Annotated in this window: 13 protein-coding genes and 1 pseudogene; 12 read left to right on the top strand and 2 right to left on the bottom strand. The window is 46.8% G+C overall.

Going from position 1 to position 14,672, the window contains the following annotated elements; genetic code table 11:
• The first annotated feature begins 56 nt into the window (after nucleotides 1–56).
• From mobC to D5281_RS22070, 5 genes are all read left to right on the top strand, one after another.
• Nucleotides 57–338 (top strand): plasmid mobilization relaxosome protein MobC, encoded by a 282-nt coding sequence (mobC, locus tag D5281_RS22090; protein WP_330585240.1) that lies wholly within the window; start codon nucleotides 57–59, stop codon nucleotides 336–338.
• 132 nt (nucleotides 339–470) lie between these two features.
• Nucleotides 471–1,064 (top strand): type IV toxin-antitoxin system AbiEi family antitoxin domain-containing protein, encoded by a 594-nt coding sequence (locus D5281_RS22085; RefSeq protein WP_016222281.1) that lies wholly within the window; start codon nucleotides 471–473, stop codon nucleotides 1,062–1,064.
• Nucleotides 1,061–1,915: a nucleotidyl transferase AbiEii/AbiGii toxin family protein gene (locus D5281_RS22080; protein WP_160562122.1), complete on the top strand. Its 855-nt coding sequence runs from the start codon at nucleotides 1,061–1,063 to the stop codon at nucleotides 1,913–1,915. The genes D5281_RS22085 and D5281_RS22080 overlap by 4 nt, the downstream gene beginning before the upstream one ends.
• Nucleotides 1,912–2,244, top strand: coding sequence for a hypothetical protein (locus tag D5281_RS22075; RefSeq protein ID WP_016285074.1), 333 nt, complete (start codon nucleotides 1,912–1,914; stop codon nucleotides 2,242–2,244). The genes D5281_RS22080 and D5281_RS22075 overlap by 4 nt, the downstream gene beginning before the upstream one ends.
• A 57-nt stretch (nucleotides 2,245–2,301) precedes the next feature.
• Complete coding sequence (locus D5281_RS22070; RefSeq protein WP_160562121.1) at nucleotides 2,302–3,720, top strand: relaxase/mobilization nuclease domain-containing protein; 1,419 nt, start codon at nucleotides 2,302–2,304, stop codon at nucleotides 3,718–3,720.
• Nucleotides 3,721–3,961: 241 nt separating this feature from the next.
• Here the strand turns inward: D5281_RS22070 and D5281_RS22065 are convergent, their stop codons facing one another.
• Nucleotides 3,962–4,318 (bottom strand): helix-turn-helix domain-containing protein, encoded by a 357-nt coding sequence (locus tag D5281_RS22065; RefSeq protein ID WP_160562120.1) that lies wholly within the window; start codon nucleotides 4,316–4,318, stop codon nucleotides 3,962–3,964.
• 238 nt (nucleotides 4,319–4,556) lie between these two features.
• Between D5281_RS22065 and D5281_RS22060 the strand changes: the two genes are divergently transcribed.
• The 7 genes from D5281_RS22060 to D5281_RS22030 all read left to right on the top strand — a co-directional run bounded on the left by D5281_RS22060 (nucleotide 4,557) and on the right by D5281_RS22030 (nucleotide 13,735).
• Nucleotides 4,557–5,249 carry a response regulator transcription factor gene (locus tag D5281_RS22060; protein ID WP_160562119.1) on the top strand — a complete coding sequence of 231 codons (693 nt, stop codon included), beginning with the start codon at nucleotides 4,557–4,559 and terminating at the stop codon, nucleotides 5,247–5,249.
• Nucleotides 5,246–6,277, top strand: coding sequence for a sensor histidine kinase (locus D5281_RS22055; RefSeq protein WP_160562118.1), 1,032 nt, complete (start codon nucleotides 5,246–5,248; stop codon nucleotides 6,275–6,277). The genes D5281_RS22060 and D5281_RS22055 overlap by 4 nt, the downstream gene beginning before the upstream one ends.
• A 210-nt stretch (nucleotides 6,278–6,487) precedes the next feature.
• Entirely contained in the window at nucleotides 6,488–8,818 is a 2,331-nt protein-coding gene (locus tag D5281_RS22050; RefSeq protein ID WP_160562117.1) for an ABC transporter permease, read from the top strand.
• 140 nt (nucleotides 8,819–8,958) lie between these two features.
• Entirely contained in the window at nucleotides 8,959–9,624 is a 666-nt protein-coding gene (locus tag D5281_RS22045) for an ABC transporter ATP-binding protein (protein ID WP_160562116.1), read from the top strand.
• A gap of 14 nt (nucleotides 9,625–9,638) precedes the next feature.
• Complete coding sequence (locus D5281_RS22040) at nucleotides 9,639–12,008, top strand: ABC transporter permease (protein ID WP_160562115.1); 2,370 nt, start codon at nucleotides 9,639–9,641, stop codon at nucleotides 12,006–12,008.
• A 26-nt stretch (nucleotides 12,009–12,034) separates the two neighbouring features.
• Nucleotides 12,035–12,658, top strand: coding sequence for a DUF3267 domain-containing protein (locus D5281_RS22035; RefSeq protein ID WP_160562114.1), 624 nt, complete (start codon nucleotides 12,035–12,037; stop codon nucleotides 12,656–12,658).
• A 306-nt stretch (nucleotides 12,659–12,964) separates the two neighbouring features.
• Nucleotides 12,965–13,735 (top strand): response regulator, encoded by a 771-nt coding sequence (locus tag D5281_RS22030; RefSeq protein WP_160562113.1) that lies wholly within the window; start codon nucleotides 12,965–12,967, stop codon nucleotides 13,733–13,735.
• Between the two features lie 692 nt (nucleotides 13,736–14,427).
• Here the strand turns inward: D5281_RS22030 and D5281_RS26140 are convergent.
• Nucleotides 14,428–14,672: pseudogene (locus D5281_RS26140) on the bottom strand (transposase); the annotation flags it as partial.

The raw sequence follows: 14,672 nt of genomic DNA, 5'->3' as shown, positions 1-14,672 counted from the left end.
TGACAGGAAAATGAGCAGATTTGTGACAGCGGATAAGATTGAATCTGTGACAGCTCATGAAGTTATTAACAAAAATGTCCCAGCTTGGAACCGTCAACCGGGAAGCCTACCTGCGGAAAATGGCGCTGGACGGGTATGTGGTAAAGCTGGATTTGCCGGAGCTGAAGGAGCTGGTGTCCCTGATGCGCTATTCCAGCAACAACATAAACCAGCTGACCCGTAAAGTGCATGAAACCGGGCGGGTTTATGACGCTGATTTGGAAGATATATCCCAGCGGCAGGAACAGCTTTGGGACGGTGTGCAGAAGATACTGGCCCAGCTTGCCAAGCTCTCCTGACCGGATAGTTTGCTCCATCTGCGGAGGGAGGAACGGCGTTCTTCGCCGCGCCTTCCTCCGCTTTTTCTTTTTGACGCTATTTACTTTCGTGCTACAATCATGTATAATAGTAGCACGAAAGGAAGTGAGGGCATGACACAGTTTGAACAGCTGGACACGATTTTAGAGGGACAACACGGTATGCTCCAAACATCAGAGGTGGTGAAACGGGGAATTCCAAAATCCGTTTTTTACAACTATGTGAAGGAAAAAGAATTGGAACAGGCGGCACATGGGGTTTATGTATCGCCGGATGCCTGGGTCGATGGGATGTACCTGCTCCATTTACGATGCAGCCAGGGGATTTTTTCTCATGAAACGGCGCTGTTTTTCCATGATCTGACCGACCGGGAGCCTTCCCCCTATTCCATTACCGTCAGACGGGGATACAGCACGACCAGATTGAAAGCGGACGGGATTTTGGTCTACACCATAAAACCGGAGCTGCATGACGTCGGAAAGAGTACGGCTCGAACCCCTTTCGGGCATACGGTTCCGGCTTATGATATGGAGCGGACCATCTGCGACCTGCTTCGCTGCCGGAGCAGCATTGAGATGCAGACATTTCAAGGGGCGCTCAAAATGTACGCCCGCAGGAAAGAGAAAAACCTGCGGAGGCTGATGCAGTATGCAGGGCTGTTCCGGGTTGAAAAAATTTTGCGGCAGTATTTGGAGGTGCTATTATGATAAAGACAGCAAGGCAGCTGAAAGATTTGATCCGCAATCTCGCAAAGGAGAAATCGGCGGACGCACAGATTTTGATGCGGAACTATATGATGGAGCGTTTCCTGGAACGTATTTCCCTTTCTGAATATCGGGATAACTTTATTTTGAAAGGCGGGATGCTGGTTGCCGCAATGGTAGGGTTGGATGCCCGGTCTACAATGGATTTAGACGCAACCGTCAGAGGGGCCAGCGTGAATGTGGAGGACATTGAAAATCTGATGTCCTCTATCATAGCAGTCCCCATTGAGGACGGTGTGGAGTTCCAGGTGAAAAGCATTTCGGAAATCATGGACGAGGCCGAGTATCCGGGGATTCGGGTCAGCATGGCCACTGTCTTTGACGGGGTGGTGACGCCGCTGAAAATTGATATTTCTACCGGGGATGTGATTACGCCGAGGGCAGTCCGGTACAGGTTCCGGCTTATGCTGGAGGAACGCTCCATTGATATTTGGGCGTACAATCTGGAAACCGTACTTGCGGAAAAGCTGGAAACAATGATTGCCCGGACCATAACAAACACCCGTATGAGGGATTTTTATGACCTCTACATTCTGGAACAGCTTCATGGAAGATCGCTGGATTCCGATATTCTCCGCCACGCGCTCCTTGCTACCGCCCGCAAGCGCGGGACCGAGAGGCGTTTGAAAGAAGCGAAGGAAGTGTTTTCCGAAGTAGAAAACAGCCATGCGATGCAGGCGCTTTGGTCCGCTTACCGCAGGAAATTTTCCTATGCGGCTGATCTGGAATGGAACACCGTTATGGGGGCGGTCCACCGTTTGTATGCTCTGACAGAGGACAGTGAATCGGAATGAAAAAGCGCGGGCATTACTGCAAAATCTGCGGTGAGTATAAATCAAACGAAAAGTTTTCGGGTAAAGGCCATGCGGCGCATATCTGCAAAACGTGCGCCTCCCTGCCGCCGGAAAAGAAATCTGAAATGGCGGCAATGAACCGCCTGTTGAATCTCCCCTGGCGGCTTTCAAAGGAGCAGATTTCCTGGCTGAAAAAGAAGATGCACGATAAACGCCCGGACATTCGGGCGCTCGCAAAGGAACAATATGAAATGCGCTTTTCGCCAGCCCGGTTCGAGGAGGATGAACCAAACGGAGATTTCACAGATTTTCCCTATGACATACTTTGAATAACCAGCAACGGCCTGTTCATCAGGCCGTTATTTTTTTGAGAGGAGGATTCCATCATGGCAACCACACGCATCATGCCGCTGCACATTGGCAAAGGCCGCACCGAAAGTCAGGCAGTCAGTGACATTATCGACTATGTATCCAACCCACAAAAGACAGATAACGGCAGGCTCGTCACCGGCTTTGCGTGTGACAGCCGGATAGCCGACGCCGAGTTTCTACTGGCGAAACGGGAGTACATTTCCACCACTGGACGGGTACGGGGCGCGGACGATGTGCTGGCCTACCATGTCCGGCAGTCCTTTGTCCCCGGCGAGATTACCCCGGAAGAAGCCAACCGGCTGGGCGTGGAGTTTGCAAAGCGGTTCACCAAGGGCAGTCACGCCTTTGTGGTCTGCACCCATATCGACAAGTCCCATATCCATAATCACATCATCTGGAACGCAGTCAATCTGAACTGTGACCGGAAATTCCGAAACTTCTGGGGCAGCACCCGCGCGGTCCGGCGGCTGAATGATACCATCTGCGTTGAGAACGGCTATTCCATTGTAGAGGACCCAAAACCGCATGGAAAAAGCTACAACAAATGGCTGGGGGATCGGGCAAAGCCCTCCCACCGGGAACAGCTCCGCGTGATGATTGACCAGGCATTAGAACAGAAACCGGCAGACCTTGACGGGCTGTTAAAGCTGCTTGCGGAAATGGGTTGTGAGGTGTCACGCCGGGGACAGGCAATCCGGCTCAAAGCCCCCGGCTGGAAGAATGTTGCCCGCATGGATGAAAAGCTGGGACAAGGGTACAGCGAAGATGAAATACGGGCGGTCCTTGCCGGAGAAAAGCAGCATACGCCCCGCAGAAAAGATGCGGTTTCAACTCCCACTCCCAAGGTCAATCTTCTGGTGGATATTCAGGCAAAATTGCAGGCGGGAAAAGGCGCTGGCTACGCACGCTGGGCAAAGGTATTTAACCTCAAACAGATGGCGCAGACGATGAACTATCTCACCGAGCATGGCCTGCTGGAATACGCAGTATTGGAAGAAAAAGCGGCTGCTGCTACGGCCAGCCACAATGAGCTGTCGGCACAGATCAAGGCGGCGGAAACCCGCATGGCAGAGATAGCCGTACTGCGGACCCACATCATCAATTACGTCAAAACCCGTGAGGTCTATACGGCCTACCGCAAGGCAGGGTATTCCAAGAAATTTTTAGCGGAACATGAAGCGGATATTTTGCTCCACAAGGCGGCAAAGAAAGCCTTTGACGATTTGGGTATCAAGAAGCTGCCCACCGTCAAGAGCTTGCAGGCCGAGTATGCAACATTGTTGGAAGGAAAGAAAAAAGACTATGCCGAGTACCGGCGCTCCCGCGAGGAAATGCGGGAACTGCTGGCCGCAAAAGCCAACGTAGACCGGCTGATGGGATACGGGGAGGAACGCCAGAATGACCGGGAAAAGGAACAGGTGCAGGACCGCTGACGCTCCGTTTTTTTGTACTATCTCACCGCCGCAGGCCGGTGAAAAGTGTTCCGAAGGAACGCGCAGCCACAGAATGAAATTCTGTGTTCAAAGGGGCTTGGGGAATCCCCAACAAGCAGCGTCAGGAGCCGAATGGCTATCCTGGGGCATTGCTTGCCACGGTTATCCCGGAACGGGATAACCTTCTTTTTCTCGAAAAAGAACAAAGCCGGTGAGGAATTTGTTAAATTCACTCACCAGCTCAATTCGTTTCAAATTTCTCGGATAGTTCGGTTAGTTCTTTCATGGTTTCCTGCGTATGGCGCAAGAGGGTTTCACGCATTTCTGACGGGCAGCTGCAATACAACATCTTCATCTGACCGGCTCCCTCATCTTCCGGGGAAACATCTGGATTGATTAAAGAATCCAGAGAAATCGGCAGTACCTTTGCCAGTGCCTTCAAAATCAAAAAGGACGGATTCATCTGCCCTTTTTCAATCTTGGCAATCTGCTTGACAGATACATGGCTCATATCAGAAAGCTCCTGCTGTGTCAGGTCTTTTCTTTTTCGGGCTTCCCGCATTTTTTGCCCTAAAGCGGTTAAATCATCAATCGGCATAATCATTCACCTCGAATATATTCTATCGTGCCGATTTACACAAAGGAATAACCTTATTATGCCGACTGACAGGTATGATTATGCTGTTTTTTTAGTGAGATATAAACGCTATCCTTGTATCACTAACCAAATCAAATTATAATAGAGGTGGATATTTTTTTGAAAAAATCCGTCCGCTGTAACATTTCGCGGACATTTGCCTGTTATACTATCTGCAAAAAGCAAAGGAAGTGAGGATATGAAACAGATTTTAATTGTCGAGGACGACAGTTTTTTGAATAAGATGTTGGCCTATAACCTGACCGCAGACGGGTACGGCTTGACTTCTGCCCTAAATGCCAGGACCGCAGCCGATGTCCTACGCCAGCGGGAATTTGATTTAGTGCTGCTGGACATCAACCTGCCGGATGGGAATGGTTTTGAACTGTGCAAGCTGATAAAGCCCCAGCACCCGGACACCATTGTAATCTTCCTGACCGCCAACGATCAGGAAAGTGACCAGATACGGGGCTATGAGGTGGGCGCGGTGGACTACATCACAAAGCCCTTTGTGATCGGAGCCTTGCAGCGGAAAATCAAAGCCATGTTCGCCATGCTGGAACACCACAAACCGGCCAAGGACATTTACGACGACGGGCGGCTGTTTCTGGACTTCTCGGAGCAGGCGGCTTCCCTAAACGGCAAGCCCCTGACCTTATCCCCGATGGAGTACAAAATGCTGACCCTGTTCCGTAAAAATCCCCGGCAAGTGCTGACCCGTGGGCAGCTTCTGGAAAAGCTGTGGGATATAGACGAGAAGTTTGTGAATGAACACACCCTGACAACCTCCATCAGCCGGATTCGCAGCAAGATCGAATCCGATGGCGGCACGCCCTACATCAAGACCGTTTACGGCATGGGCTATCAGTGGACGGGAGGCGAGGCGAAATGAAGTTTCAAAACCTATCTGTAAAGCGGCTGTTTGGCCGGGTGGCAATGGGGCTTGTCCTCTCTATGTCCGGGATTACCATAGCCCTTTTTTTTGTGACAAAACAAACGGCGGCGCTGCTGACTGGCGGAGCAGTGCTGCTGTGTGTCCTTGTGGGGATTTTTGTACTGACGCAGGCGTTTGGAAAGCGGCTGTCACGGTTTACCGCTGACCTGTGCCAAACTTTAGACCACATGATCGCCGGGAATGAAGCGCCAAAACGTCCGGAGGACAGCGAAACCCAGCTTGCCAGAATCGGACACCGGCTGGCAAGGCTTTATCAGATCATGCAGGAGAACCGCCGTCTTGTGGACGAGGAACGGCAGGAGTTACAGACCCTTGTATCGGATATTTCCCATCAGGTGAAAACGCCGGTAAGCAATCTGAAAATGGCGGCGGACACCCTGCTGGAAAAGCCCATGACCGAGGCGGAGCGCACTGACTTTATCCTGGGAATCCGCAGCCAGACGGATAAGCTGGACTTTCTCTTTCAGGCCCTTGTGAAAACCTCCCGGCTGGAAACGGGCGTGATCCAGTTGGATAAGAAACCTGGCCACCTTTTTGATACCGTGGCGCAGGCTATGAGTGGGATTGTATATGCAGCGGAGAAAAAAGAAATCGCCGTGTCTGTGGACTGCCCGGAGGATTTGGCCGTTTCCCATGACAGCAAATGGACATCCGAAGCCCTTTTTAACCTGCTGGACAATGCGGTGAAGTACACCCCGGCAGGCGGGAAAATCGCTGTGTCAGTGGTGCTGTGGGAAATGTATGTGGAGATCAAAGTTGCCGACACCGGCAAGGGCATTTCCGAAAGCAATCAGGCCGCCATCTTCCGGCGCTTCTATCGTGAGGAAGAAGTACACGAACAACAGGGCGTGGGCATTGGCCTGTATCTGGCCCGTGAGATCGTAACGCGGCAGGGCGGCTATATCAAAGTGGTTTCGGAGCTGGGAAAGGGTTCAGAATTTTCCATTATGCTGCCGACAAAATAGAATGCGGCGGACGGCCATTTCCGGCTGCCCGCCGCAAATTTTTTTGAAATGTCCGAGCTTTGTAACATTTCACCCCGGTTTTCAATAAAGTTTTTTGGCCGCTGTAACATTTCGCGGACATTTGGGTTTTACAATAGCCTTATCAAATATGGAGGTGATACAACTATGACATGGCCTTTTGAAAACGATACAAGCGCCATTACAAAAAAGTTGGCAAAACGAAACTTAAAAGCAGATAAAAGCAGAAACATCCTCATTATCATTACGATTGCCTTAGCTGCCTGTTTGATAATGACAACGACCTTGTATTTTTTTGCTTCGCAGCGAAAATCATTAAATGATGCGGCTGGGCGTTATCAAGCAATCATCAATGAAGTCGATAATGATACCATTACGAAATTAGTAAACGGCGATAGGGTTCAAGTGGGTGTAAGTCATTTGTTGGGTTTAGTATCTTATGGGGACTACAAATTAACCGTTCGTTCAATGGACGAAACGCTGATGAAATTAGCAAAATATCCTGATTTAGAGGGAGAATTGCCCAAATCCACAAATGAAATTGCTATCACAAAGGCGTTTCTTGATAGAGCTGGATTGTCCAAATCCATAGGCGATACTATATCGTTAAATCTGGGAGATGGAGAAAAAGATTATACCTTATGTGGTATTTTGCCTGTCGAAAATTCAAGTTATTCCGTATTCGTGTCGCAGTCCTATATTGAAAACAAGCTCAGCGAACCGGCATACTCCGCTTATATCCGTCTGAATGAATCTGATGGTTGGTCTAAGGCCGCTATACAAGCTGAATTATCAACATTGTGCAGAGAATTGGAAATACAGCCGGAACAAATGCAGTTTTCAACATATTATTTTTCTCTCATTGAACAGAGAAGCAGTCAATATATCGCTGTAATAGCATTTATCAGTCTTATTATCGCTTTGGCTTGTACCCTTGTTATTTACAGTCTGTTCTATGTGTCCATAGCCAGAAAAACAAAAGAATATGGGAAACTGCGGACAATAGGGGCAACTGGAAAACAGATGAAAAAAATCGTTTTTAGAGAGGGATTCCATCTTTCCGGAATTGGTATTCCGGTTGGAATATTAGCCGGTGCAATAGCGGGATATGTCCTTGTCCCACAAGGCTGGAACACTTTAATGGTATTTGTAATTGCCGCTGTCACAGTTCTGTTTGTGTATCTATGCGTTATGATTGCTGTAATTAAACCAGCCCAAATTGCTGCTCATGTTACGCCTGTTGAAGCAGTCCGTTATATGGTGGGCAATAATGATGTAATGTCCAACAGTACAAAAGTGTTGCATCGTTCTCTATCCGCGAAAAATTTAGCTTTCCTTAATTTTGCAAGGAACAGAAAGAAAACCGCTTTAACGATCCTATCGTTAGGGGTATGTGGAATTTTACTGATGGCAAGCTCTGCATATTTTAATTCCATTGATCCTTTAGCGATGGCGCGCAGGAGTTTTCCTTACGGAGAAATTCGCCTTGAATTAGGCGATTACGGGCCGCAGGCACATAACAGCGAACAATATTCAGAACTCCAAAAATCGAATCTGCTCACAGAAGATTTTAGAGAATCCATTTTGGACATAGATGGTGTGGAAGAAATAAAAGAATACCAGGGCACCGTTTTGAATGTTCGTATGCCAACGGGAGATATTGAACCGGTTGTTTCAGACGCATATATGCCAAGCTCTCAAAAATTGCTTGAAGAATATTTGATTGATGGTACAGCAGATTTGCAAGCACTACTCAATAATAATGGCATTATTATTGAAAATGGCCCACAGTGGAAAGAAACTTTTGGGTGGGATGCAGCGATTGGGGACGAACTTCTGATTGAAGTTGGCGGACAAACATTGGAAGTAAAAGTAATGGGAATTGTGGACGCTGATATCCCGTATGGCGGATATGATACGCTATTTATTCCTTTAGAAATGCTGTCAAAGATCGTTCCTGTTGAAAACCTCAATTATCAATTTATTGTAGATACAGATGACAGTAAATGGGCAGCTGCAAAAGATGAAATCCAAAAGATAATTCCACCGACTTCCAGCCTCTATGTCAGTACCTTGAATGATTGGGCAGAGGCATACAACGAAAAACTATTGAATTATCGTATGCCAGTTTACATTTTTGTTATGTTTATCGGGGTTTTTGGCATTATCAATCTGCTAAACACACTGATAACAAACATCTTGACACGGAAGCGAGAACTGGGTGTTCTGCAAGCGGTTGGTTTGAGCAGTAAACAGCTTTCAAAAATGTTATTGATAGAGGGCCTGTTCTATACATTAGGGGTGCTGCTTCTTTCCATATCATGCGGAACTCTTATCGGGTATCTTCTCTGCACCGTCTTTAGTGCAATGAGTATTTTTGGAAAAGTAAGCTATCATTTTCCGACAGTTGAAATGCTCAGTTATTTTATACTGATGCTTGCCGTCCAAATGCTTTTCTCGTATTTGGCAATCCGGCAGATAAAAAAACAATCTCTGGTAGAGCAAATACGGGAATTGTCATAAATATTTTTGAAATGTCCGAGCGTTGTAACATTTCACCCCGATTTTCAATGAAATTTTTTTGCCGCTGTAACATTTCGCGGACATTTGGGTTTTACAATACCCTTATCAACAGGCAGAAAGCCTTGAAAGGAGTTTTGAGTATGAGCATTTTACAGACTATAGACTTGAAAAAGTATTACGGCACAGAGCCGAACATTACCCGCGCCCTTGACGGCGTGAACTTCTCCGTAGACGAGGGCGAATTTGTGGCCGTTGTGGGAACCTCCGGCAGCGGCAAGTCTACCCTGCTTCACATGATGGGCGGGCTGGACACTCCCACCAGCGGAACCGTGATTGTCCGGGGCGAAGAACTGGCAAAGAAGAACGACGAACAGCTCACCATCTTCCGCCGCCGCAACATCGGTTTTATCTTCCAGAACTATAACCTTGTTCCCATCCTGAATGTGTATGAGAACATCGTCCTGCCGGTGGAGCTGGACGGGGACACGGTGGATCAGAAGTTTTTGGACGAGATCGTTCACCTGCTGGGGCTGGAAGATAAACTGAAAAATATGCCGAACAATCTCTCCGGCGGCCAGCAGCAGCGTGTGGCGATTGCCCGCGCCCTGATTACCAAACCGGCTATCGTGCTGGCCGACGAGCCGACCGGCAACCTTGACAGCAAGACCAGCGCCGAGGTGCTGGGGCTTATCAAACGCACCAGCGCGGAGTTCCGGCAAACTGTCGTGATGATTACCCACAACAACGACATTGCCCGCCTTGCAGATCGGATTATCCGCATTGAGGATGGCAAGATTGTGGAATAAGGAGGTGGCAGGCTATGACATGGCCTTTTGAGAATGATACCAGCGCCATTACAAAGAAGCTGGCAAAGAAAAGTTTACAAAGCGAGAAGCATCGGAATCTGATGGTGGTGATCGCCGTTGCGCTGGCGGCGTTTCTGATCTGCTTTACGGGAATTGTGTCTACTTCTCTGATACAAATGCAGCGCAATCAGGTTGTCGATACTTATGAGGCGGTTTGGATGGGCGTAGAGGAAAACGAGATTGAAACCCTGAAAGGACTGCCGGAGTTTGAGCGCGTAGGCGGCTACTATATGCTGGGTGAGGAACTTTCGGAACAGGGCTATCATGCGTCCTATGTGTATTGTGACGCGCAAATGATGGAGATTACCAAGGTGCAGATGGAGTTATTAGAGGGCCGGGTTCCTGAAAAAGCAAATGAAGTTGTTGTAAGCGAATACTTTCTTTCCACCTATGGAAACAATGCCAAGATCGGGGACACTGTGACCTTAGACACCGAGAGCTTTCATGGTGATTATGTCGTTACCGGCATTATGGACAGTGTAAATGAAAAAGAAGCGAATACCTGCGCTATCATTCTTTCCAAAGCTGCCCTGACAGAATGGGATGGATTTGACCCGGCTGGCTATCGCGCCTATGCCCATTTCAAAAACAGCGACCAGTTGGGAGAAGAACTGATGACCTCTTATTGCAGGGAGATTACAGAGGAATATCAGCTTCCTAATCCCCGCATGAACAACAGGTATTTTACTTATGTTTCTAAGTCCTTTGATTTTGCACTGATGGCTGGCGTGATTGCCATTGTGCTGATCGGCGGCTATATTGTGATCCAGAGTATCTTCCGTATCTCCATCAATGACAAAATCAAGAGCTACGGGCAGCTTCGGACGATTGGTGCAACGCCAAAGCAAATCAAGCGGATTGTAAAGCGGGAGGGACGCAAACTCGGCAGTATCGGAATTTTGATTGGTACAGTGCTGGGCGTATGCGGTGGTTTTCTCCTGTTTTCCAAGGGTTTTAACGCTGTTTCCTATGTCGTTATGGTTTCCCTGACACTCATAAGCAGTTGGATCATGGTATCTGTTTCCATCCGTAAGCCTGTAAAGATTGCGGCAGGGATTTCCCCCATTGAAGCCGTCCGTTTTACTCCGGCGCAAAAGAACATCCGCAGACGGAAAAAGAATATCAAGCTCAATCCTGTTTCAATGGGAATTGCGAATTTTAAGCGTGACCGAAAAAAGACAATCAGTATTGTAGCATCTTTGAGTATAGGCGGAATTTTTCTGATGGTGGTATCTTCGCTGGTTTTGGTACACTCGCCAGAGGCGATAGCAAGACAGCGTTTCCCGGATGGTGACTATAAAATTTATTTGCATTCTGAGTTGGCAGAACACGAAGTTATGGCGGTAGGAAATCCACTAAATGAAGAACTAAAGCAGGAGATTTTGGCCATTGATGGTGTAACTGATGTGATTACAAAAAGGCAAAGCCTTCATATAAATTATCGTGCCAACGGAATTGAGTGTGCTGGTATGTGTGATATGCTGACCGACCAGAATTATAAGACCCTTGAAGCGGCTCTGACAGAGGGAACTATGCCAACAGATTCACATAGTATTATAATTGATCAGACCACAAGTAACCGTGAAAATATAGGAGTGGGAGAAACGGTTGAAGTTACCTCTGGGAAATCAACTATTCCTGTTACTATATCAGGGATATATTACACTGGTGATATAAAAAATGGACATAAGACACTTACACTTGACGCTGCACTTGAATTTGCACCAGAAGCATTATTCCATGAATTACATCCAGAAATAACTTTGTTTGACTATTCGTGGAATATTGTGAGCAATCCGAGAAAAGCGGATCATGTGAGGGATGAATTGAAAAATATTGTAGCCACTCATACTGATATTGCATTAGATGATATTGACACTATAATTGAGTTTGAAAAATGGCAAAATTCTGTGGCTTTTGGCAGTATGCAGGTCTTTTCGTGGCTGATATTCCTCTTTGGCGTTATCAACCTGATTAACACGACCCTCTCTAATCAAATGTCCAGAAAACAGGAAAACAGTGTTTTGCGTTCCATCGGACTGACCCAAAAGCAGCTATGTAAAATGAACATCTGCGAGGGCCTATGCTATGCGTTCTTTGCAACATTAGCGATGCTGATTGTTGGACTTCCTGTTTCCATCTTTGCTTGCAGAAAAATGAGCATAGATACTTTTGCCGGAAATGTAGTACCCTACAAATTCCCGGTTTTGGAAATGGGCCTGTTCATTCTGGTATTGTTTGGAATGGAGCTGATCTTGTCTGTTTGGACAATCCGCAGACAGAAAAAACAATCCCTGATTGAACAAATGCGGGCGATGGAATAAGCGTATGAAATTTGGAGGAATTATCTATGGCTGACGATAAAAGAAAATTAACAGAAAAAGAATTGAAACGTAAAAATGACTTTGAAAAATTTAATTCTGAAATGCAGCAAAAAGGATATAAAATGAAGAATGTGGTTATCAATACGCAAAAGGCAAAGTATTTAGCTCTTTTAGTCATGTTTCCGTTTATGGCTTTAACATTTTGGCTCTACAATAAGGTGAATGGTTTTAATTTAGATGGTATTTCCTGGGGATATGTTGTGGCGTTGCCTTTGCTTATTTTATGCCTGATTATCGTGCATGAGCTGATACATGGAATTACCTGGGGGATTTTTTCAAAAAATCATTTTCATGCGATTGATTTCGGAATCGTTTGGAGTACATTATCTCCATATTGCACTTGCTTCGAACCATTGAAAAAATGGCAATATCTGTTAGGAACGGCTATGCCTACATTGGTTTTAGGAGGCGGGGGTGCAGCGGCTGCGGTGATGACAAATCAGTTACTGCTGTTTTTTGCGGCAGAATACATGATTTTATCAGGTGGCGGAGATTTTCAACTTATACTGAGAAGTATATTAACTGATAAGCGAGAAAGTTTGTATTGCGCCCATCCTTACGAATGTGCTTTTGTAGTTTTTGAGAAATAGGAACGAATACTATTTAATCATGGTGCTACTGTTATAGCTTCCCATAAAAGGGAAAACAAATGCCACTGCGAATGAATATGCAAAGTGGAAGAAAACACAAAAGTAAATTGGACATTTGGGAAAATCAGTGGAGCGGTTCATTAGCTGCGCCACTGATTTTTTTCTATCCCTTGACAAAATATTTTGAAATGTCCGAGCTTTGTAATAATTCAGCCTGTTTTTCTGTCGAAATCAAAGACCCCTCGGACATTTGTGTAACATTTGTAGTTTATGCTTGTAGTAAATCAATATTGGGGGTGAGGACATATGAAAAAGATACTGCTGATCAACGACAACGACACCTATATATGGTGTCTGCAAAAATATTTACAACGGCGAGGCTACCCGGTAGAAACGGCTTCCACACTGAAAGAAGCTCGGACAGTCATCCAAGAGGAAATGCCTCTGGTAATCTGCTGTGCTCTCGACCTGCCGGACGGTTCCGGCATGGGCTTTCTGGACGAGGTGCGGGCCACAGACAAGGAGCTGCCTTTTATTCTGGTGTCCTGCCATGATAAAGAGGACTACGAACAGGAGGCCAAGCAACGGGGCGCAACGCTGTGTATGGACAAAATGAAAGGGATGCTGCTACAGGATATGCTGGTGGAATACGCCTGCCGGCAGCTATCCGGTGAAAAGGCGCCGACTTTTCATACGCTGCTCTTTGTCCATGCGGAAGATACCAGCGCCGGAGTGTTGCGGGCTGCTATGCAGCAAAAGGGCTTTGACCTGATTCTGACTCCCTCGATTGGGGAGGCCAAGCGCCGGATTTTTGAGGATAAGGAAATAGAACTGATTTTGTGTGATGTGGACCTGCCGGACGGTACAGCAATGGAGTTGTTTCATGCGTTGCGGCGGGTAGCGGGGATGTCCCAAATGAAGAATCCCCCTGTCCGGCTTCTGCTGTTCTTTATTCTCACCGAGAACAGCGACCTTGCCACGGAATATGAATACCGGCATGAGGGCGTGAACGACTATATCACCGCCCCGGTCAATATCCCGGAGCTGATCCGGCGGGTTCTGTTCTTTGTGGAATGAAACGAGCTTACATATTCAAACATCTGCCTCCACAGCGGGGAAAAGAAAAAAACCGCTGACGGGCAGAGGATTTTGTACGCTTTCTTGCACAGCTGATTTTTTCGGCGGTTTTGAGTAATCAAGGCAGCTATTTCTTTTTGCTAAAAAGCAGACCTCCAGATGACCCTCAACAATCAGCAGGGGTGGTATATAGGAGGATACCGCTATGTCTGCAATATTCATTTGTAATAGCTATGATATATATCAATTAAAAAAAGCATAGGCCCTCCTCCAGGATATTATAGTTATCTATCAGTATTATTAATTTATATAAATCAGCATAATCATGGTCTTTTTTGTTGCGCCAGTTTCTCATTGCGAGAAGTTGGCGTTTCTTATTGTCGATTTTTAGGGAAACCTCCCGATGTGTACCGATGCCGATCCCCGCCTCCATTCGATTCACCCGTCAACCACGCCTGAATCGAAATGGAGGAAAACTATGGGATTTCACTATGGATACGAAAAAAGGAAGTTTGATGCAGAATGGACCCGGCTGGAACAGGAATACCGCGCAGCTGGTATGGACGATAGGCAGATCGCGGCGATGAAGGAATATGACTGGGCCTGGTTTTGCAGCCAGAGGACCTATCAGAACCGCGTACAGGACCTGCCTAGTGAGCAGTCCTGCCTGTTCCGAAAATTTGAATCATTGTCTACATATCATCATTTCTCTGATGATAAAAGATGCGGTTATAATCATTCGGGTCTGCGTAATGTTTTAGTGGTTCAGAAACCATATCGGGCTGCTTCTTTGTAAGATAAACAACCAATTTAGATATACAGGTGTAGATCAGTTCCATACGGCTCAGAAAACGAATGTTGGATTCTATCATCATGGAATCCATACGGCGTATGCGTCCATTCAGCTTCATTATCTTACCGATTTTGCCGCTGAGAT

Source organism: Parablautia muri, assembly GCF_009917485.1.
Taxonomy (GTDB): Bacteria; Bacillota; Clostridia; order Lachnospirales; family Lachnospiraceae; genus Suilimivivens; species Suilimivivens muri.
Note: the sequence above shows the minus strand (reverse complement) of the source record. Positions and strands in the feature narration are given on the sequence as shown.

Coding starts and splice junctions, on each gene's coding strand:
- mobC (WP_330585240.1), top strand. CDS start 57: ATGAAGTTATTAACAAAAATGTCCCAGCTTGGAACCGTCAACCGGGAA.
- D5281_RS22085 (WP_016222281.1), top strand. CDS start 471: ATGACACAGTTTGAACAGCTGGACACGATTTTAGAGGGACAACACGGT.
- D5281_RS22080 (WP_160562122.1), top strand. CDS start 1,061: ATGATAAAGACAGCAAGGCAGCTGAAAGATTTGATCCGCAATCTCGCA.
- D5281_RS22075 (WP_016285074.1), top strand. CDS start 1,912: ATGAAAAAGCGCGGGCATTACTGCAAAATCTGCGGTGAGTATAAATCA.
- D5281_RS22070 (WP_160562121.1), top strand. CDS start 2,302: ATGGCAACCACACGCATCATGCCGCTGCACATTGGCAAAGGCCGCACC.
- D5281_RS22065 (WP_160562120.1), bottom strand. CDS start 4,318: ATGCCGATTGATGATTTAACCGCTTTAGGGCAAAAAATGCGGGAAGCC.
- D5281_RS22060 (WP_160562119.1), top strand. CDS start 4,557: ATGAAACAGATTTTAATTGTCGAGGACGACAGTTTTTTGAATAAGATG.
- D5281_RS22055 (WP_160562118.1), top strand. CDS start 5,246: ATGAAGTTTCAAAACCTATCTGTAAAGCGGCTGTTTGGCCGGGTGGCA.
- D5281_RS22045 (WP_160562116.1), top strand. CDS start 8,959: ATGAGCATTTTACAGACTATAGACTTGAAAAAGTATTACGGCACAGAG.
- D5281_RS22040 (WP_160562115.1), top strand. CDS start 9,639: ATGACATGGCCTTTTGAGAATGATACCAGCGCCATTACAAAGAAGCTG.
- D5281_RS22035 (WP_160562114.1), top strand. CDS start 12,035: ATGGCTGACGATAAAAGAAAATTAACAGAAAAAGAATTGAAACGTAAA.
- D5281_RS22030 (WP_160562113.1), top strand. CDS start 12,965: ATGAAAAAGATACTGCTGATCAACGACAACGACACCTATATATGGTGT.